Annotated in this window: 19 protein-coding genes; 11 read left to right on the top strand and 8 right to left on the bottom strand. The window is 67.3% G+C overall.

The annotated features are described in order from the left end of the window. Nucleotides 1-24 precede the first annotated feature (24 nt). The 3 genes from ACLJOU_RS44865 to ACLJOU_RS44855 are packed head-to-tail and all read left to right on the top strand — an operon-like array spanning nucleotide 25 to nucleotide 4,012. Nucleotides 25-1,224 carry an acyl-CoA dehydrogenase family protein gene (locus ACLJOU_RS44865; RefSeq protein ID WP_410575395.1) on the top strand — a complete coding sequence of 400 codons (1,200 nt, stop codon included), beginning with the start codon at nucleotides 25-27 and terminating at the stop codon, nucleotides 1,222-1,224. 17 nt (nucleotides 1,225-1,241) lie between these two features. Further along, nucleotides 1,242-2,162, top strand: a complete 921-nt coding sequence (locus ACLJOU_RS44860; protein ID WP_410575394.1) for a VOC family protein — start codon at nucleotides 1,242-1,244, stop codon at nucleotides 2,160-2,162. Beyond that, the gene (locus ACLJOU_RS44855) at nucleotides 2,159-4,012 is read left to right on the top strand and encodes an acetoacetate--CoA ligase (RefSeq protein ID WP_410575393.1); all 1,854 of its coding nucleotides are present in this window, start codon (nucleotides 2,159-2,161) and stop codon (nucleotides 4,010-4,012) included. The genes ACLJOU_RS44860 and ACLJOU_RS44855 overlap by 4 nt, the downstream gene beginning before the upstream one ends. 786 nt (nucleotides 4,013-4,798) lie before the next feature. Here ACLJOU_RS44855 and ACLJOU_RS44850 read toward each other — a convergent pair. Both ACLJOU_RS44850 and ACLJOU_RS44845 read right to left on the bottom strand, forming a co-directional pair. After that, complete coding sequence (locus ACLJOU_RS44850; RefSeq protein WP_410575392.1) at nucleotides 4,799-5,125, bottom strand: ANTAR domain-containing protein; 327 nt, start codon at nucleotides 5,123-5,125, stop codon at nucleotides 4,799-4,801. Nucleotides 5,126-5,316: 191 nt separating this feature from the next. After that, nucleotides 5,317-5,529 carry a hypothetical protein gene (locus ACLJOU_RS44845; protein WP_410575391.1) on the bottom strand — a complete coding sequence of 71 codons (213 nt, stop codon included), beginning with the start codon at nucleotides 5,527-5,529 and terminating at the stop codon, nucleotides 5,317-5,319. A gap of 35 nt (nucleotides 5,530-5,564) precedes the next feature. On the opposite strand from ACLJOU_RS44845, the gene ACLJOU_RS44840 reads away from it, so the two are divergent. Further along, nucleotides 5,565-5,690 (top strand): hypothetical protein, encoded by a 126-nt coding sequence (locus tag ACLJOU_RS44840; RefSeq protein WP_410575390.1) that lies wholly within the window; start codon nucleotides 5,565-5,567, stop codon nucleotides 5,688-5,690. Between the two features lie 134 nt (nucleotides 5,691-5,824). Here ACLJOU_RS44840 and ACLJOU_RS44835 read toward each other — a convergent pair whose 3' ends face one another. Both ACLJOU_RS44835 and ACLJOU_RS44830 read right to left on the bottom strand, forming a co-directional pair. Continuing rightward, the gene (locus ACLJOU_RS44835; RefSeq protein WP_410575389.1) at nucleotides 5,825-8,143 is read right to left on the bottom strand and encodes an EAL domain-containing protein; all 2,319 of its coding nucleotides are present in this window, start codon (nucleotides 8,141-8,143) and stop codon (nucleotides 5,825-5,827) included. Next, complete coding sequence (locus ACLJOU_RS44830; protein ID WP_410575388.1) at nucleotides 8,140-8,643, bottom strand: RNA polymerase sigma factor; 504 nt, start codon at nucleotides 8,641-8,643, stop codon at nucleotides 8,140-8,142. Before ACLJOU_RS44830 ends, ACLJOU_RS44835 begins: the two co-directional genes overlap by 4 nt. Before the next feature lie 165 nt (nucleotides 8,644-8,808). Between ACLJOU_RS44830 and ACLJOU_RS44825 the strand changes: the two genes are divergently transcribed. From ACLJOU_RS44825 to ACLJOU_RS44815, 3 genes are all read left to right on the top strand, one after another. After that, nucleotides 8,809-8,994, top strand: coding sequence for a hypothetical protein (locus ACLJOU_RS44825; protein WP_410575387.1), 186 nt, complete (start codon nucleotides 8,809-8,811; stop codon nucleotides 8,992-8,994). Between the two features lie 297 nt (nucleotides 8,995-9,291). Continuing rightward, the gene (locus ACLJOU_RS44820) at nucleotides 9,292-10,113 is read left to right on the top strand and encodes an SAM-dependent methyltransferase (protein ID WP_410575386.1); all 822 of its coding nucleotides are present in this window, start codon (nucleotides 9,292-9,294) and stop codon (nucleotides 10,111-10,113) included. A 76-nt stretch (nucleotides 10,114-10,189) separates the two neighbouring features. After that, entirely contained in the window at nucleotides 10,190-11,416 is a 1,227-nt protein-coding gene (locus tag ACLJOU_RS44815; protein WP_410575385.1) for an MFS transporter, read from the top strand. 39 nt (nucleotides 11,417-11,455) lie between these two features. Here ACLJOU_RS44815 and ACLJOU_RS44810 read toward each other — a convergent pair whose 3' ends face one another. Continuing rightward, the gene (locus ACLJOU_RS44810; protein WP_158263051.1) at nucleotides 11,456-11,605 is read right to left on the bottom strand and encodes a hypothetical protein; all 150 of its coding nucleotides are present in this window, start codon (nucleotides 11,603-11,605) and stop codon (nucleotides 11,456-11,458) included. 208 nt (nucleotides 11,606-11,813) lie between these two features. On the opposite strand from ACLJOU_RS44810, the gene ACLJOU_RS44805 reads away from it, so the two are divergent. Next, nucleotides 11,814-13,052, top strand: coding sequence for a diguanylate cyclase (locus tag ACLJOU_RS44805; RefSeq protein WP_410575384.1), 1,239 nt, complete (start codon nucleotides 11,814-11,816; stop codon nucleotides 13,050-13,052). A 420-nt stretch (nucleotides 13,053-13,472) separates the two neighbouring features. Here the strand turns inward: ACLJOU_RS44805 and ACLJOU_RS44800 are convergent, their stop codons facing one another. Then, a complete protein-coding gene (locus ACLJOU_RS44800; protein ID WP_410575438.1) occupies nucleotides 13,473-13,751 on the bottom strand; it encodes an ANTAR domain-containing protein in 279 nt (92 codons plus the stop codon). A 477-nt stretch (nucleotides 13,752-14,228) separates the two neighbouring features. Beyond that, entirely contained in the window at nucleotides 14,229-14,792 is a 564-nt protein-coding gene (locus ACLJOU_RS44795) for a hypothetical protein (RefSeq protein ID WP_410575383.1), read from the bottom strand. 607 nt (nucleotides 14,793-15,399) lie between these two features. Between ACLJOU_RS44795 and ACLJOU_RS44790 the strand changes: the two genes are divergently transcribed. The 3 genes from ACLJOU_RS44790 (at nucleotide 15,400) to ACLJOU_RS44780 (ending at nucleotide 17,263) form a co-directional block, all read left to right on the top strand. Further along, the gene (locus tag ACLJOU_RS44790; protein WP_410575382.1) at nucleotides 15,400-16,161 is read left to right on the top strand and encodes a hypothetical protein; all 762 of its coding nucleotides are present in this window, start codon (nucleotides 15,400-15,402) and stop codon (nucleotides 16,159-16,161) included. A gap of 152 nt (nucleotides 16,162-16,313) precedes the next feature. Beyond that, entirely contained in the window at nucleotides 16,314-16,445 is a 132-nt protein-coding gene (locus ACLJOU_RS44785; protein ID WP_410575381.1) for a hypothetical protein, read from the top strand. Between the two features lie 74 nt (nucleotides 16,446-16,519). Then, entirely contained in the window at nucleotides 16,520-17,263 is a 744-nt protein-coding gene (locus tag ACLJOU_RS44780) for a hypothetical protein (protein WP_410575380.1), read from the top strand. 302 nt (nucleotides 17,264-17,565) lie between these two features. Here the strand turns inward: ACLJOU_RS44780 and ACLJOU_RS44775 are convergent, their stop codons facing one another. Then, nucleotides 17,566-17,877: a hypothetical protein gene (locus ACLJOU_RS44775; protein WP_410575379.1), complete on the bottom strand. Its 312-nt coding sequence runs from the start codon at nucleotides 17,875-17,877 to the stop codon at nucleotides 17,566-17,568. Nucleotides 17,878-18,190: the final 313 nt, after the last annotated feature.

Raw genomic sequence — 18,190 nt, 5'->3', positions numbered from 1 at the left:
TCGCCTGGAAAGGACAACGCCGTCATGACCATCGCTCCCGAGAGCCCCGCGCTCCCCCTGACCAAGCAGCTCCTCGCCCGCATCGCCGACATCCGGCCGCTGCTCGAGCGCAACGCCGCCCCAGGTGAGACCGACCGGCGCGTCGTCGAAGAAAGCATCACCGCATTGACCGACGTCGGCGCGTTCAAGGTCGCCCAGCCGCGCCGCTACGGCGGCTACGGCCTCCCGGTCCGCGCGATGCTCGACGTCTCCGCCGCAGTCGCCGAAGCCGACGGCGGCACCGCCTGGGTCGTCGCTCTGAGCAACGTCTGCGCCTGGCTTGCGGGCCTGTTCAGCGAGCAGGCCCAGGACGACATCTGGGGCGCGAACCCCGACGCGAAGGTCTCCGGCGTCCTGGCCACCACGGCCGAGACGACCAAAGTGGACGGTGGCTGGCGGGTCACCGGCCGCTGGTACTACAACTCCGGCTCCTGGCACGCCGACTGGGCCGGGCTCGGCATCCCGCTGACCGACGACAGCGGCGCAGTCGTCGACCAGGGCATGGCCCTCATCCCCCGCACCGACCTCGGCTTCGAGGACACCTGGTTCGTCGCCGGGATGCGCTCGTCGGGTTCCAACTGCCTGATCGCCGACGACGTCTTCGTCCCGGAGCACCGGGTGATGTCCGTGCCCCCGGCCATCGGCGGCCAGTACGACATCAAGGACCCTGAGGAGGATCTGTTTCGGGCCGCGCTCGTCCCCGTGCTGACGCTGGTGCTGGCCGGGCCGCAGCTCGGCCTGGGGCGCAAGGCACTGCAGCTGGTCAAGGACAAGGCCGCCCGCAAGGCGATCTCCTACACGACCTACGCGACGCAAGCGGACTCCGTCGCCTTCCAGCTCCAGCTCGCCGAAGCCGCGATGCGGATCGACACCGCCCACCTGCACGCCTACCGTGCGGCCGACGACATCGACTCCGCCGCCGCGGCGAGCACCTACCCGGACGTGCCGCAGCGGGCGCGGATGCGCGCCGACACCGGCTGGGCCGTCGAGAACATCACCCGCGCCATCGACATCCTGCTCTCCGCGCACGGCGCCGGCAGCTTCGCCGAGGTCAACCCGCTGCAGCGGATCTGGCGCGACTCCGCCGTAGCCGCGCGGCACGCGATCGTGCTGCCCGCCGTCAACTACGAGGTCTACGGCAAGGCCCTGCTCGGCCGCGAAGACCAGATCACCCCGCTCATCTGACCCGAAGGACCCTCGCCATGAGCCTGCACCGCCTCACCAAGATCGCCATCGGCGTCCCGGACGTCGACGAAACCGCCAAGTACTACACCGAATTCGGCCTGACGCCGACCGCGTCCGGGTTCGCCACCGCCGACGGCGGCGAGCAGCTCGAACTACGCCGGACCCCGCACCGCCGGCTGCTGACCCTCGGCATCGGCGCCGACGACCCCGATGACCTCGGCCGCATCACCGCGTCCCTGGCTCGCCTCGACGTCGAAAGCCGCATCGACGGCGATTCGCTGTACACCAAGGACCCGGTGACCGGGCTCGACATCGTCGTCTCGGTCGCACCCCGCCTGAAGCAGGAGCCACCGGAGGCCGTGGCTTACAACCAACCTGGCACGATCCGGCGCGCCAACGTTCGCGCACCCGGTATCGACCGCGAGCCGGCTGTGCGGCCGCGCAAGCTCGGGCACGTCGTGTTCGGCTCGACCGACCAGGCCGCGACCCAGAAGTTCTTCACCGAGGGACTCGGCTTCAAGGTCAGCGACGAGGCTCCGGGCCTGGCCGCGTTCATGCGCTGCTCCACCGACCACCACAACGTGCTGGTGCAGCAGGCCCCGGTGAGCTTCCTGCACCACACCTCCTGGGAGGTCGACGACGTCGACGAGGTCGGCCGCGGCGCCACCGCCATGCTCCAGGGTCACCCCGAACGCCACACCTGGGGCCTGGGCCGGCACTACATCGGCTCGAACTTCTTCTGGTACCTGCGCGACCCGGCCGGCAACTTCTCCGAGTACTACTCCGACATCGACTGCATCCTCGAAGACCAGCTCTGGGAACCCCGCGTCGTCGCCGGCGAGAAGAGCCTCTACGCCTGGGGGCCCCCGCCCCCGCCGTCCTTCCTCGCGCCGGAGGACCTGGCGGAGCTGATGACGGACGCCCACGACGGCGCATGAGCGAGCTCGACGCCTTCGGCCGCGGCTTCTCCTCCTACGAGGAACTCTGGCACTGGTCGGTGACCGACCTCGAAGGGTTCTGGGCGAAGGTCTGGGACCACTTCGAGGTGCGCGGCTCCTACGACCGAGTGCTGGGCTCGTCCGAGATGCCCGGTGCCGCGTGGTTCCCGGGCGCGGAACTGAACTACGCCGAACACATGCTGGGCCTGCCCGAGGACGCCGAGCGGCCTGCGGTGCTCGCGTACTCGCAGACGCGCGCGCCGCTGTCGCTGACCTTCGGCGAGCTGGCCGAGCAGGTCGCCCGCGCCCGGGCCGGGTTGCGCCGGCTCGGCGTTAGCCGCGGCGACCGCGTCGTCGCGTACCTGCCGAACATCCCGGAGACGCTGGTGGCTTTCCTCGCCTGCGCCTCACTCGGCGCGATCTGGGCGTGCTGCGCCCCGGAGTTCGGCGCCCGTAGCGTCATCGACCGGTTCGCTCAAATCGAACCCACTGTGCTGCTCACCGTCGGCGGCTACACCTACGGCGTCAAGGAGGTCGACAAGAGCGCGGACGTCGCGGTGATTCGCGCCGGATTGCCGTCGGTGCGGCACGTCATCGGTGTCTCCTACGGACAGTACACAGCGGTCTCGGACATGTCCTGGCCTGAGCTGCTCGCCGAGCCGGGGCCGCCGGAGTTCGATCGCCTGCCGTTCGCCCACCCGCTGTACGTGCTCTTCTCCTCCGGAACGACCGGGCTGCCGAAGGCGATTGTGCACGGCCACGGCGGCATCGTGCTGGAGCACCTGAAGGCACACGCGTTCCACCTGGACACCCGCCCGGGCGACCGGCTGCTCTGGCACACCACCACCGCGTGGATGATGTGGAACGTCCTGGTCTCCGGCCTGCTGCGCCGGGCGGCCATCGTGCTCACCGACGGGAACCCGCAGTTCCCCGACCTGGGCGCGCAGTGGCGGCTCGCGGCCGAGGCGCAGGTATCGCTGTTCGGCACCAGTCCGGCATATTTGATGGCGTGCCGGGCCGCCGGCGTCGAAGCAGGAGACCTGCCGCGGTTGCGGACGCTGGGCGTCACCGGGTCGCCGCTGCCCGCCGAAGGATTCGACTGGGCCACCGAGCAGCTCGGGGTACCGGTGAATTCGCTGTCGGGCGGCACGGACATCTGCTCGGCGTTCGTGGCCGGGAACCCGTGGGTGCCGCCGCGGCGCGGCGAGCTGACCGCGCCGTGCCTCGGCGTCGACGTCACGGCGTTCGACGCGGCCGGGCGTGAGGTCGTCGGCGAGGTGGGTGAACTGGTTGTTCGCCGGCCGATGCCGTCGATGCCGGTCGGGTTCTGGAACGATCCCGCCCATCAGCGTTACCGCGCGGCCTACTTCGACACCTACCCGGGCGTGTGGCGCCACGGTGACTGGGTGACGATGAGCGCCGAACGTGGCTTCGTCATTTCCGGCCGCTCGGATGCCACGTTGAACCGCGGCGGCGTACGCCTCGGCACGGCGGAGCTCTACGCGGTCGTCGAAGAACTCCCGGATGTCGACGACTCCCTGGTGGTCCATCTGGAGGACGTCGACGGCGGTCCGGGCGAACTCGTGTTGTTCGCGGTCACGCGGGGCACGCTCGACGACGGCCTCCGGGAGCGGATCCGCCGCGCCCTGCGAGAGCAGCTCTCGCCACGGCACGTCCCCGACCGGATCGAAGGGGTTCCGGCGGTTCCCCGGACCCTGACCGGCAAGAAGCTGGAGACGCCCATCAAGCAGATTCTGCGCGGCCGCCCGATCGCCGAGGTGATCTCGGCCGACGCGGTCAGCGACTACGCCGCTGTGGAGGCTTTCGCGAAGCAGCGGCGCCGGGAATGAGTTCGGCCGTCTTGGAACCTCCTCATGCATACCAAGATTCTCGAATCCCCACTAGTCCACACAAAGACGACACGCCGACTCACTCTAAACTGACCTCTCAGCCGGGTGACAGACCGACAACACCAGCACCTGCTCGCCTCATTCACGCCGCACGACAGTCGTAGCCGGGGCCGGCGTGCGTAGCGAACCCGGCACGTGCTGGCCGCGCCACCGCACTCGGTCGTCGAACTCGTCCGCGTTTGCCCCGATGACTCGCGCCGAGTGCGATACCAAGGACGACACAGAAATGGATTACACGAATTCAGGCGGAAGATCCCGTCAGTCATCGCGCCTTGGCGCTTTGACTGCGCCCAGATTAGCCCATCTATTACAGCGTTTTGTTATGTATTTGCCTTTTCGCTACACTTGGCGCGACGGCATAAACGCCGATTCCGCCTCCAGGCCGCAGCCGAGGGCGCCATCGATGGCATTGGCAACCCCGACGTCAATGCTCATCCCCCAGAAGCCCACCGGGTCGCCTTTATCCGCGCACAAGCTTCACAGTCCTCGCGAGCCGCACTGAACACCCGCGTTCTCGGCGCTTCATTCCCTCCCCAGTGAATAGCCCACCGCCGCTCAGCGGGGAAACATCTACCGCCCGTGGTTACTACTTCCAGTAGTAACCCGTTCAGGCTAGGTGAAGCGCCACGGCCCGGACGTAGCGCAGGGCAGCGACCGGGCCAAACACATACTGCCCAGCGGCGCGCGCGATCAATCGAGATCAGATCGCCAGTCTCCCGCCGGGCTCTACGCCGGCGGCTCGGCGGGTGCATCGAAGGCTGATCCAAGAGTGTGCTGACGCAGTTCTTCAAGCACGAGCGCGGAGGTTTCGGCGTGGACCGAGGTGGTCTCGGCGCGGCTCCCGGCGGCAACCACGACGGCTGCGACGTCGTGCAGCTTGACGTTGGTGCGCTGGGAGATTTTTCGCAATGCGTCAAACGCAGTCGTCGCGGTCCAACCGCGCACCAGCATCAGCATCCCTTTGGCTTGCTCGATGACGGGCTGGGTGTCCAAGGCGTCCCGCAGCTGGTCTATCTCGTCGGCCGGGTTGTCCGGGGATCTCCACGACGTCATGGGGTTATTTCACCGCACACAACCACAACAGGCATCGCGACGCCCAGATTGAGCACAAGCCGCCAACAATCGGTCACGCATCGTTGCAATGCTTCGCGGCCCGAAAGTCGGTGTCGACAAGGCGTGAGGACGATGCGTCTTCGCTGCGTCGGCCGGTGACAACGAAGCAACCGGCGTCCCCGCCACCCGTCTCAACGGACTGTGCGATCGGCCGCGGAGCCGAAGCGGAATTCCATGCTCACCGGGACCGTGTCCAGATCGAGTGCCTGCCGAAGCCGGGGCAGACCGTCGGTCGTCAGGCGGTCGCGGACCTGTCCCGGATCGCCGTCTTGGGACAGGGTCACCACCAGGGCCAGCGTCGGATCGTCGCGGGTTCCGGTCAGTGTGGCGCGCGCCTGGTGCACACCGGGATAGGCCCTAGTGCATCGACGGCGGCGCCGTGGTCGAGCAGACGTGGATCCCGCTCGGGCCGGCACCGACGTACGCGGACGACGAGGCACTGCTCACCGCCTGGCACGCCGCCCTCAGCTGGAGTCACTCCCAAACCGACACCCCGTCGACGTAACCGAGATTCCCCGTAGCTGCCCACCACCCTGCCTTTGGCGTTTCATGGTTCGGCGACCGCAATGGAGGCGGCGTTCTTTCGCTCTGGCTCACCCGCCGGAACCCCGGCTAAGCATCTGACGGAGGGCCTACCCGCTACGGCGTGTCGCGCTCGCCAATGCGGGTGTGGATTCCTGCCGCGGAGACAGCGGTTGTTTCTTGGTAGAGATCGAAACCGCGGGTGTGTTGTGGGGTGTCGTCGGTCAGGGTGCTGGCTCCGAAGGCGTGGATGGTGGCCAGCGCGGCGACCAGTGGCGTGGCGCCGGCCGGGGTGCTGGTCAGGGCGGTGACCGTGGCCGCGTTGAGACTGATCGTCGTCCACGGCACGGTAGTGAACGCCTGGATCGGGACGTGGTCGTCCAGGACGTCAGTGAGCGCCAGGTGGATGCCGTTGTGGCCGGCCGGGAGTTCCCGCAGCCGCCGCAGCACCGTGGGTTCGCCGGTGAGGGCGTGGGCGGGGATGGCCAGCTGCAGCCGTCCGGGGGCCAGGCCGCTGTCGGCCGCCCGCGCGGTGAGGGTGTCCAGCAGGACGTCGTCGTGGACGGTGCTGCCCGGCAGGCCGAGCAGGATCGCCGGCCCAGGAGCAGGGCCGACGGGCCACCTGGCGGCGTGCTGGGCGGCGGTGGTGAGGATGTGCGGGAGGGCAGCGGCGAGCAGACCGGTGTGGTCGGCCAGGTCGGTGATGGTGTCCAGGTCGTGGCGGGCTCCGGTGGGGCTGATCCAGTACGGATGGGGGCGGACGGCGGCAAGCGCTCCGGCCGGGGTGCGGATGGGGTGATAGTTCAGTTGCAGGGAGCCGGTGTCGAGCGCGCTGGTCAGCTCGGCGAGCAGCTCGACGCGGTGATGGTCGTCCTCGCCCGATGACGGGGTGTGGGGGTCGGCGTGAATCCAGGGGGCGCGGACGTCGGCGCTGTCGTGCAGGGCGCGGCGGGTGCGGCGCAGCAGATCGTCAAGGGTGTCCGCGGGCCGCGCCTCGGCGATGCCGATCCGGGGGCGCAGCTGGATCTGGTGAGCATCGATGTGGACAGGGTCGCGCAGCCAGTCGGAAAGTTGTTTGACCAGGTGAATCACGGTGGACCAATCGGTGAGGTCGTAGAGCAGGACGAGAACGTCATCGCCGCTGCGGCCGGTGAGCTGGCGATGCCGGGCGGGGTCGTGGGCGCCGCGGATGCGGGCGTGCAGCTGGCCCAGGAGCCGGGCTCGCAGGTCCTGAGGAAGGACATGATCGAGGTGGGTCAGCCCGGACAGGCGGATGGTCAGCAAGGCGGCGCGCTCAGGGGTGTCGGCCAGGATGCGGCGGGTTTGGGCGGTGAAGGCGGCTTCGGTGAGCAGCCCGGTGGTGGGCTCGATGTCGATGCCGTGTTCGAGGCCGCGCCGGAAGGTGACGTCTTCGAGCAGGACGTTGAAGCCGCGCTGGCCGCCGCCGACGTGGCCGAGGATGGCGGTGACCCAGCGGGCGCTCGGGTAGGCGTCCGTGCGAATCCGGAATTCGGTGTGGACCTGGGCAGCCTCGGACAGATCCGGGCCGGTGCGACGGAGTGTCTGCACGGCCCGGCGGATCTGTTCGGCGTCCTCGGCGCAGGATGCCAGCTGAGGAAGGGTGCGTCCCCGCAGCTGGGCCAGGGTGCGGTCGAGCAGGGTCTGGGCGGTGCTGTTGGCCTCCACGATCCGCCCGTGCGGATCGAGGGCCAGCACGGCGGTGACGGTGTCGGCGCCCGCGGCGCGGAACCGCCGTGCCCGCAGCCCGTCGTCCAGGGCGGCGGCGGGGCTGAGGTGGAGGAAGGCAGCGGTCAGGGCGGTTTGTTCGTCTCGGATGCGTTCTTGCAGTCCTTCGGCGAAGCCGCTGCCGAAGTCTCCCACCATCCGGGCTTTGACCGCGCGGGGAGCGCGCGGGGTGTATTCGGTGGCCAGATCCGACAGCAGCGATACGCAGGTGCCGAGGCTGTCGGCGGTCAGCTTGTGCGCATACGCCAGTTCGTAGCCGACCTGGGCTGGCGTCGGCAACGCCGGTTCCGCGCCGAGGCGGCGGTCGGGGTCGGGGATGGGGGCACCGAGCGCGGCCAGTAACGCAGCGGTCCAGCGGCCGAACAGCTGCTCGGCGGACTTGCGGGGGAACTGCAGGTAGCTGCTCGCCGCCAAGGCGCGGTACCAGCGGCGTCCGAATTCCATCGCGTCGTCGGCGGTCAGGTCGAGGCCGGACAGGACCGCGTCGGCAGCGGCCGCGGCGGCGGCGTCGACGGCAGCGGCGACCTGCGGGTCGCTGATGTGCGCGTCAGCCGGCACCGGCCACGTCGCGATCCGCGTCAGCTGGACATCGAGCTCGGCCTCCACGGTCCCTGCGGCGTTGCGGTCGCCGCGGTCGCGCGCGGCGGGTGAGCGTCGCGGGCCGGCGGGCTGGGGTGCCGAGGGGGTCATCGGGTGGTCCCTTCGGATCGGGTCGCAGGATCGGGATCGTCAGTGCGCAGGTGATGGCTGAAGAACTTCTTCGCTCTCGTCAGGTAGGCGCGCGTGGTTCCGATGCTCAGGCCCATGTACTCGCTGATCTCCTCCACCCGCCAGCCCTTGCCCAGCAACGTCAGCGGAAGCCCCAGATGCCGGGGCAGTGCGCCAATGGCCTCCACGAACAGCAGCCGTTCTCCCGGGCTGGGCGGAGTCCAGGACCCGAGTGGTGCGGCCTTGTCGGTGCCGGCGGCATTCTCGTCGATCTCGGCGTGGCCGTGGTTGCGGTCGCGCAGAGCGTCCATGGCCTTGTTCCGCGCAACCCGGTACAGCCAGCTGAGCTTGTCGTCGCTGATCTGGTCCCACTTTTGATACAGCGCGAGCAGGGACTCGCCGACGACGTTGTCGTGGTCGACCGCCGGAGCAATTTTGCGGACGTAGCTGGTCAGTCCGGGGCGTTTCTCGGTGACGATCATCGAGCACTCCATGTAGTCCTGCTCCGTCCAAGGCCTGCGTGCGGGCGGGTGAGCCGAGTCGGTCACTCGGCGCCCTGCGCCAGCGGCGGGCCAAGCACCACGGCCAAAACCAGACCCGGTGCACCGCACCTCATACCCACCGCTCGTACCGCTGCCATTTCCGGAGTGCTCAGCTCGCGCAACAGCCGGGCGGCGGCGCGGGCTTGCAAGGTAGTCGCCCACCACGACAGCAGGGCCGCGGCGGTACACCGGGCGGCTCGGGCGACGCTGGGCCGGCAGCGCCGCCACAACAGCGCGGCCGACATCGCCGCCACCAACAGCGGCGGCCAGTTCGCGGACATCTCGGGGTAGTCCTTCCATGATTCTGCGGGGACGGGAAAGGCGCGCCCGGGGGAAAGCGACGCCGTCACCAGTTACTCGGCAAAATCGGCGAAATTTGACATCGAGTCACCCAATCGATTCAAAACCAACCCGTTCGAGTGACGCCGTCACAGTCGGTCAGACCGCGGACTGCTTCATCACACTCTTCTCAGCGCATGACTCGTCCATTCCAGCGGCAGTGATGATGTGATCTTGTGACCGCCTGCATGGTGGATGCTTTCTGCATCTTGCCATTGCTAGCCTGTTTTGTCGGCGAGGGGAGAAAATGTGTCGAACGAGAACGCCCAGCCTGATGAGCGTCCCGTCGACCCGGAGAAACCCAGTGTCGCCCGTGCATACGACTGGTTTCTCGGCGGCTCCACCAACACCCCCATCGACCGCGCCTTCGCCGAGCGCATCCTCGAGATCCTGCCGCCCGCCAAGACCATGGCCGTGGACAACCGCAACTTCCTCCGCCGCGTCGTCACCCACCTCGTCGACCGCGGCGTACGGCAGTTCATCGACATCGGCTCCGGCATCCCCACCGTCGGCAACGTCCACCAAGTCGCCCGCGCCCTCGATCCCGATGTCAAGGTCGTCTACGTCGACAACGACCCCGTGGCCGTCACCCAAAGCCGCCTATTGCTGCACGACGACTCCGACACCACCGTCATCGATGCCGACCTGCGCGACCCGGACACCATCCTCGCCGCCTCCGCCGCCCGGCAACTGCTGGACTTCGATCAGCCGATCGCGCTGCTCATGATCGCCGTCCTGCATTTCGTTCCCGACCGGGACAATCCGGCCGGAATACTGGCCGCCTACCGCGACCGCCTTCCCGCCGGCAGCTACCTCGCGCTATCCCACCTCACCGACGAAACCGCCCCCGCAGACCTGCGCGACCAAGTCCGCGCCTGCATTGACACCTATCAAAACAGCGCTAGCCCGCTCGTCGCCCGCGGCCGCCGCACCATCACCGACTGGCTCGACGGCCTGCATCTCATCCCACCCGGGATCACGGTGGCCAATCGCTGGAACCCCGACGACGACGCCCCTGATGGCCCGGAACACGATCTCGTCATCGCCGGGCTCGCCCAGCTTCCCGCTTGAGCTTGCCTGATTTGCCCGCGGTTCCATCGACCGACGCGCCACCCCCGCACTGGACACGTTGACCACAATTGAGCGCATGTCCGTGACTTACCGGCAGGTCTTTCAGATTGGCGAGTTCCGCGCGCTCTTTTCCAGCATGATCGTGTCGGTTGCCGGTGATCAGTTCGCGCGTGTGGCTCTGTCGCTACTGGTGTTCGATCGGACCGGGTCGGCCGGATGGACGGCCGCGACCTACGCGCTGACCTACCTGCCGTCGGTGCTGGCCGGGCCGCTGCTGTCCGGGCTGGCGGATCGGTGGCCGCGACGGCAAGTCATGATCACCGCCGACCTGCTGCGCGCCGCGCTGGTCGCGCTGATGGCGATCCCAGGGCTGGCGTTGCCACTCGTGGCGGCGGTGCTGGTGCTGGTGCAGGCGGCGGGGGCGCCGGGCAACGCCGCGCGGGCGGCGACCGCGGCGGCGGCACTGCCGGGCGAGCAGTACGTGCTGGGCAAGGGTGTGCTGGACACGATCGTGCAGCTGTCGCAGGTGGTGGGGTTCGCCACCGGCGGCACCCTGGTGGGGGGCGCGGGTCCGGCGACGGCGTTGCTGGCCGACGCCGGGAGCTTCCTCGTTTCGGCCGCGGTGATCCGTCTCGGGGTGCGCGAGCGGCCCGCGCCGAACGCCACGGGGACCGGCGCGGCGGTCGGGGCTGGCGGGCTGGTCCGCTGGCGACGGGATCTGGTGGACGGATCACGCCTGGTGACGCGCACACCGCGGCTGCGGGCGCTGGTCGCGCTGGCCGCGGTCGCCGGGTTCTACGTGACCGTGGAAGGCCTGGCCGCGCCGTACGCGGCCCAGATCGGTGGATCAGCCGATGCGGTCGGGGTGCTGCTGGCGGCGAGCCCGGCCGGAGCGGTGCTCGGGATGGCGTTGATCAGCCGGCTGCGGCCGCAGTTGCGGTCGCAGCTGCTGGGGCCGCTGGCGATGGCGGCGTGCGTGCCGCTAGTGGTGTGCCTGGCCCGGCCGGGGCTGGTGGTCACGGTCGTGCTGTGGCTGCTGTCCGGAGTGGCCAGCGCGTACCACTTGCCGGCCTCAGCCGAGTTCACCCTTACCGTGCCCGACCAGCACCGCGCCCAGGCCTACGGGCTGGCCGCGACCGTGCTGATGACCAGCCAGGGTCTCGGGATCGCCCTGGCCGGGCTGGCCGCGACCGTCGTGGCTCCGTCCGCGGCGCTGGCCGGTGCCGGTGGGCTCGGCGTGGTGGCCGCCGGGCTGGCGGGCGCCGCGTGGAACCGCGCGCGCCGCGCCACACCCGCCGAATAGCCGGCTGGAACCCCCGCATCCATGTGTCGACGGGGGCGGTCAGCGGCCCCATTCGTTACCGCGCTGCCACTCGTTGCCGTGGCGGGACCACTCGTTGCCGTGCGCGGCCGCGCTCCACTCGTTGCCGAGGAAACGGGTCCACTCGTTGCCCGGGAGCCGGGTCCACTCGTTGCCGCGTGCGTTGCTCATCGTGTGCCTCCTGTCGGTGTTTCCCCAGCCGCCTGACCTGCAGCGACTATCGACAGTCGGTGACACGGCGGTTACCGTGGACAGTTGTGTACGACCGGGGAGGGACGGATACAGCATGAAGGCTCCATGTAGCGGGTGGATACCCAGCCGGTGGCGGTTGTGGTCACTGCCGCGATCAGCAATCCACGTCGTGCTCACGGTGAACGCCGTGGCCATCGCGATCACCGTCCTGGCCTCGGCCGAGGCCGCGATCAGCCGGCGTGAGCTGATCTGGTTCGCCGTCCTGACGGCCGCGTCCATCGTGCACCTGGAAGCCGCGCGCACCATCGAGCGACGCCGCGAACAGGCACCCAAACACTCGCCCTACACCAACCTGAAGTCTCTGTGGGTCTTCGCCGCGGTGCTGTTGGTGCCGTTGCCGCTGGTCATCGCCCTGACCGTCATCTCCTACCTGTACTGCTGGCTGCGGGTCTACGGCCCGGCGGTCGCCGTCCGCAAGGTTTACTCCGCGAGCACCTTCGTGATCGCCTCCGCCACCGCCGAAGCCGTCCTGCGCGCCGGCGGCCTCGTCACCGCGCCGCACCTGCCGACCAGCGCCTGGTCCCTGCTCATGGTGACCGCCGCGGCCGCGGCCTGGTGGCTGACCAACTACGCCCTCGTCGTCCTGGCGATCCTGTTGTCCTCCGACGAGCGCATCAGCGCCAAAGCCGCCCTCGGGCACCCCGCCGACCAGCTGGTCGTCGCCCCCGCGCTCGGTCTCGGGGTGACCATGGCGGTCGTGCTGGTGCACTCCCCGTGGGTGCTGCCCGCGCCCATGCTGGCCGTGCTGTGCGTGCACCGCGACCTGCTGCTGCCTCAGTACATGCGCCAAGCCCGCACCGACCAGAAAACCGGCCTGGCCGCACCCGTCTACTGGTCCGACGCCTTGGCCGCCGCGCTGCGCCGCGCCAAGCTCGCCGGCACCCCAGTCGGTGTGCTGTTCCTGGACCTGGACCGGTTCAAGGAGATCAACGACGTCTACGGCCACCCCGCCGGAGACCAGGCCATCCAGGTCATCGCCAACCTTGTGCAGGCTGAAGTCCGCTCCTGGGACCTCGTAGCCCGCTGGGGCGGCGACGAACTGGCCGTCATGCTGCCCAACCTCGGACAACAGCAACTGCTCGACGTCGCCGAACGCATCCGGTCTCGACTCGCCGGCACACCGATCATCCTGACCGCGACCAGCGACGGCAAACAGCACACTCTGCACGGAGTAACCACCTCCATGGGCGTCGCCTCCTTCCCCCAAACCGGCAACACCGCCGACGAGCTGCTCCTCGCCGCCGACCGGGCACTGCTGCACGCGAAAAAGACCGGCCGCAACCGCGTCGTGCCCGCAGAACCCTCCGAACTCACCACCGTCAAGAACTCCGCTACCGACCCGGCCAAGACACCGACCGCACAATGACCACGCGCGTGCGGATCTACTGCTGAAGCGGCGGCGCAGCTCTGACCGGGTGGGCCGTCACGGCTGTGCCGGTCACCGTGAACGACGCCGCCGGTCAGAACACCCATCGGCGCCGCGGGCGAGGGACGAACGCGGAAGACAACGTCAACGCCTCCTCGGACCAACCGTGAGGCCAGACCGCCGGTGCTCGAGTCCAGCCCCTTCACGCCCCGTCCGGGGGGCGAGTCACGGACGCGCCGGCTTGCGAACCGCAGGACCACGCCGGTACAACCGAGGAACAAACGATGCAGCTCCACCACGAACCTGTCACCCTGTGAACTAGGCGACACCCGCGCGCCGGAGCGATATCCCCGGGGCTCCGTCACCCAGCAGCGCCTCCACCGATCCGTCCGCGCCGCGCGCGGCGCGGACGGACTGCTGTCAGCCGAATGCCGCGTCGAGTCCCCGCCGCCGGGCCTCGTCCAGCACCACCGTGATCGCCTGCTGGTCCAGGCCGGCCAATCCGGCGGGCTGCTCGGCGCGACTGGCGGCCGCGACGATGACCGCGGCGACGTCGTGCACTTTTACGTTGCTGTGCTGGGATACCTCTCGCAGAACGACGAAGGCTTCATCAGAGGTGCAGGTGCGCACCAGCATGATCATCCCCTTCGCCTGCTCGATCACCGGCTGCGTCGCCAGCGCCTCCTTCAACTGATCCACCTCGGTGGCGGGATCGCCCGGTCCTCTCCATGACGTCACGACCAGATTTCACACCACCCGCACCGCCGAGGCCAACACCGGGGACAGCGGACGCGAAGGTGAAGCGAACAGCCGTCACGTGCCGCAGGGCGGGCTGCTGTGGCCACAGGAGCACACGAGCGCTCATGCGGTTGCCCAGCAGGGGGCAGTGAAGCGCTGAGCAAGCGATGCGCTGTGCCTGAAGGGTGTACGAGTCTTAGGTGCGGGTAAACGTGACCTCGTGGGCTGGTTAAGCAGTCAGCCAACCGCGCCGCCGCGCTGCCCCGAGTGCAGCAACCCTCGGGACAGCGCGGTGCTTGCTTCGCAACCTCCAGGCAGCATTGCCGCGGGCAGCACGGCTCTCGAACCACTGAGCACAGAAAGGCATTCGTCATACGGGGCATGCGCCTGGCCCGGTTCAGCTCAGCAGCCGCCGACCCCAGGGCCACGGCTCACTCTTCAGTCGCCGCTGCCGACCTCTGTGTCTGCGGTGGACATTGACGGCTCGGCGTCGACTGCGCCGGCGTCGTCCTTTGTGAACCTTGCAGCCTTTTGTTTCTGATCCTGGGCCAACTTGCGCATTCGCCGCATGTATCGCAGCGGACGCCCAGGCGAGAGAACAAGCGCACTGTAGGCACCAGCAAGGCATTCGTAAATGGTGTCGACCATCATGTGAATATGATCAGCGGTGCCAACCTTCTCGACCTCCTTATCGCGAACCAGCTGATCAATGATGCCGGTCTCCTTGTACATGAAGACGTGGTACTGCAACGCGATCAGAGTTGACGAGAGCTGCAACAGGTATCCGCCGACCACATCTCTCTGGCGTTTCGGCAGCCCCTCACTGAATTTCCCGAACTCGACGTAGAGCTGGCCGCACTCCTCGCTCATGCTCTCCAGGTTCTGGGCACCCATGAACCAACCCACACTGGCCGACTCCAACCCGTAAAGGTACATGAGGTCGTAGGGAAGCGAGAGGAGCCGGGCTTCCATCTGGCGCCGAAGCCTCATGCGTTCGACCACGCGATCCTTCCTGGCTTCGAGGCGAGGCTTGGCTGCATACTCGACCAACATAGTCACCACTGCGGCGGTCGCGGCACTGATGAGAGCAGTCTGGACTAGTGATATTGACACAATCAATTACTACCATCTGAAATATCCCCGCAGCCCACCGAAACCAGCGGTCAAGCCTCCTCGACCTCATCCAGGACCACGTTATCGTCCTCGGCCTCAGTCACCAGTAGGCGCCAGCGGCCGTCCGGGCCGTGACGGGCGTGCCAGTCGCGCAAGATCTGCCCTACGTCGATGCCGCCCGGCGCACCGCCGAGCAATTCGGACCGCGTACTCCACTTGCTGTCGAGCAGAACGCCACTAGAAACGCCGCAGCTACCCACTCACCTAACTGCCGTTGCAGTACTAGGTCGGCAAGTCACGGCCCTCGACGACCGCTGCGAGGCAGGAGGGCGACGTCCCGGCATCGGCGAACAGGGCCTCCAGAACAGCGATTGCCGCAACACCTGGCATGAATCACTCCAGCCTTAATTTGTCAGTCCACAAACGAGGCGGCTCAGAGGCGTAACACAAGGCGCTGACGAAGCGACTTAGCTCGTAGGTGGGCCCGGAGGTGCAGATGTCAGACGGCGTGGATGCTGGTCGCGAGCCAGCGGCCGAGACGGATTCGTCGCGAAATCTCGCCAAGGACCCGTGGCCTCTGTTTGGGATCATTGCGGACGTTTCGGCAGTAGTAGTACTACTCACAAGTCCATTCAAGTTGATTGTCGTAGTACTAGCAACATTGGCAGGTGCACTCGGAATAAAGTCGCTTATCAGCAACTGGGGGAAGCCGCTCAACAGGAGAACCTTGCTGTCGATGACAGTGGTCATGGTCAGCCTAATGACAATTTCCGTCATAGTTACCCTCGCCGCGACCAGCGGACGCGGCGACTCACCGGGGACGAGCAATCCGTCCCCGAATCTTCTTCCGCCCGCCAGCGACGAGCACGGGTGCAGATATCTAGCTCAAACCCTGGAAAAGTCGCCAGGAGACCGCGAAGCAGGAACGGCAGACATAAAGATCGCCTCCGTAGAACTAACCGAGCACTACACAAAGATCAGTGTCGCCGTATCTGCACTGCGCGGAACCCTTAACCTTCCCGCTAATCAATCCCAGCTATCCACAGAAACTGGGAAAACATTCTATCCCATGCTTAGCGATTGGCCTGCCATAATACCCAGCGAACAGAGCAGGTCTGGTATCATAGCCTTCATTGGCCAAATCCCTTTGGATGCCGAGCCCTTAACCTTGACCTTGATCGACGGAACGAACACCAATATTTCATATTCTGCACAGATGCGCATATCCTACGACTCCAAAAGGTGTGATCTTCACTAGCTTGAGGATCGCGGGGAGCTTGTTCAGCCGGGCGCTGATTCTTCAAAGTGATGGCGGTGGCCCAGTCGCCGTTCTTCTCCGCCTCGGCGATCTGGCGTTGTAGCCGGCGGCCCCGGCCTGGCGGGTGCGGCCTGCGACGGAGCCAGCGCCGGGTGTCGCCCCGGCGTCGGGGCATCGGCGCGGGCCAGGCGTGGGCGGCCGAGCAGCACCGCGCCAAGGTCGGTGGTGACGGCGGCGGCGTCGATCTCGCCGTCCTCGCCGACGTAGCGATCCTTATCGTCTAGGTATCGGGGCGCGTCGGTCGCGTCCGCCTAGCCGAACCCGGCGGCGCGGATTTCCACATCCACTGCCACGACACGTGAGTGATCCACTGATCAGGGCTGGGATGTTCGATATTCAAGGTCGTGGCGCTCCCCGTTCCACGCGACTGGTCGGCTATCGTCAGGCCATGCAAGGACAAGGACTTCAGGTACCTACATGGCTAGGCGTATTGCTTGTGCTCGCGGTTCCGGCTGGAACAGTGTTTGGCGCATGGCTTGGCCAAAAGACGTCATCTAAGCGCGACGACGCGCGCTGGGATCGTGAGCGCGACAGAGAAGAAGTTCGATGGAAACGTGAACTCGAACGCGAAGAACTGCGATGGCAACGAGAGGTCACCCGGGCGAACGAGCAACGCCGTCATGAACTTGGCCTCAACCTCCGCGAGCGCCTACTGGTCGCATATCAAGACTTCCTGGCGGCCTACGACAAGATGCACGGCGCTGCCTCCATGCTGGCACTCAAGGAACGAGACGACGCAAGCGCCGTGGAACCCTTGAAGCGCTTCGAGGAGAGCTTCGAGAATGCACTCCATGCCATGGATAGCCTGCGAATAATTGCAGACGCCGACGTCTACCAGAAGTGCTTCGAGTCACTCGACTTGCTCAGCTCACCCCAATATAAGAGTGACAACACCGAAAGCGCATCAAAGTATCTCCAGAAGTTGGTTTTGCAGCGAGAGTCTTTGTACACCTTAATACGAACCGAGCTTGGCGTCACGAATCCGGAGTGGAGGTTGGGCCTCAGACAAAAACCAACATCTGAGCCGACTTCTGACCTTTGACTACGGAGGCACCAGCCGGAGACGGCCATTGCCGGTGTAGGCACGCCGTCGATCCGTTTACCAGCCTATCCGTGCTATGGCTGTTGGGTTGGATGAGGTCGGATTCGCAGGGTGGATGGCAAACTTCGACCCAGTCGAAGCAGTATGCGTCGACTGGGTCTCCATGGTCTGACCAGGTGTGAAAGCGAGCGAGGGATCAGGTCAAGTCAGTTGTGCGGCAGGGACATTGGCCGGGACGCGCACGGACGTCACCAGACCGTGCGGTGCGAGCAACACCGGAAGGGCAATGTCGCCACGGGTGGTCAGGCTGATCGGAGTTGATGACGGCCTACCGATCCGCCTCTGGTGACGGATTGCCGTGCCGGGTCGGTGACCAGATGTCGGTGCGCGGTTCGCCATACCGAGCACTCCGCGCGGCGCAGCGCCCATCGCGATGCGCACGCGCGGCACCGGCCGCGGTGGTCGGGTTCGTGCGCTGCCAGCAGCTCTCGCCAGGCAGCTGTCAGCCGGGCGATCACCGTGTCGGCAAGGACGGCCTTGGATGGCTCGTCGGCGTCGCGGGCGAGGGAGTCGAGGTAGTCCAGACGGGTGAGCACCGCGGTCCGCAACGTCACGTTTAGCACCTAATCCATGATCGTCCTCCTCACTGGGCGACCGGTTCCAGCGCGTGGGGGTGGTGACGATCGCGTGGGCTGGGCTACGGGGTTGCGGTGACGGGGTGGGGCAGAGCATCGCCAGGGTGTCGACGGCACATTCCGGACAGATCCGCAGATCTGCGGGGCGGTGCGTCGTGAGGGACTCGAGGATGAGCTGTCCCTGGCGCAGGTGCCGGGTGCAGACCGAGACGTCGGTTCCCGGCAGGGCGGTGTGGGCTCGTTCGCGGTGATAGGGGCTGACGCCCCACTGCAGGGAGGTCGTCATGACGGG

It is taken from the genome of Amycolatopsis sp. cmx-4-61 (genome assembly GCF_046548775.1).
Taxonomy (GTDB): Bacteria; Actinomycetota; Actinomycetes; order Mycobacteriales; family Pseudonocardiaceae; genus Amycolatopsis.
Note: the sequence above shows the minus strand (reverse complement) of the source record. Positions and strands in the feature narration are given on the sequence as shown.